The sequence below is a fragment of the Vibrio sp. 2130-1 genome, assembly GCF_033339515.1.
Map to the genome: position 1 here is coordinate 1 of NZ_JAWOUT010000274.1, position 704 is coordinate 704.

At 44.5% G+C, this 704-nt stretch carries 2 protein-coding genes; one reads left to right on the forward strand and one right to left on the reverse strand.

Annotated features, from left to right (window positions below):
• On the forward strand, positions 1-368 hold a 368-nt coding region (locus R7Q09_RS25695; RefSeq protein WP_411913123.1), incomplete at its 5' end, for an ACT domain-containing protein.
• Positions 369-491: 123 nt separating this feature from the next.
• Here R7Q09_RS25695 and R7Q09_RS25700 read toward each other — a convergent pair.
• A partial coding sequence (locus tag R7Q09_RS25700) for a vitamin B12 dependent-methionine synthase activation domain-containing protein (protein ID WP_318143885.1) occupies positions 492-704 on the reverse strand: 213 nt, incomplete at its 5' end.

Sequence of the window (704 nt, forward strand, 5' to 3'; positions counted from 1 at the left end):
TATTTGAGATTTTAGCCAAGCACAAAATTTCGGTAGACCTTATCACCACATCAGAAATCAGTGTGTCACTCACGCTAGATCAAACTGATACCTCAGGCGGCGCACCACAACTTCCTCAAGCAGCACGTGAAGAGTTGGAAGAGTTGTGTAAGGTCGAAGTAGAACATGACCTTTGTTTGGTAGCCTTGATTGGTAACAAGATGAGTGAACGTAAAGGCTATGCGAAGCAAGTGTTTGGTACGCTAGAAGATTTGAACTTACGCATGATCTGTTATGGAGCAAGCCCTCATAACCTGTGCTTCCTTGTGAATGAGTCGGTGGCGAAGCAAGCCATTCAGAAGCTGCATACAGAGCTCTTCGAACAATAATATTGGTTTGTTCCTCAAGTGCCCACTACCGTGGTTCAAAAAGCATAACGTGGTTTTTGAGGGAACAACGACAAATTAAAGGGCTGCACATTGGCAGCCCTTTTTATTGCTTGTTCACTTGATTTAGCCGTTAATGTTTGGCCCCAACCATTTTTCAGCTTCGATCCTATCCCAACCTTTACGATCAGCATAACTCTCTAGCTGATCATCTTGGATCTGAGCGATCGCAAAATAGCGAGAGTCTGGATGTGAGAAATACCAACCGGACACTGATGCCCCCGGATACATTGCATAGCTCGTTGTTAGTGACATACCGATGTTCTCTTCAACATTCAG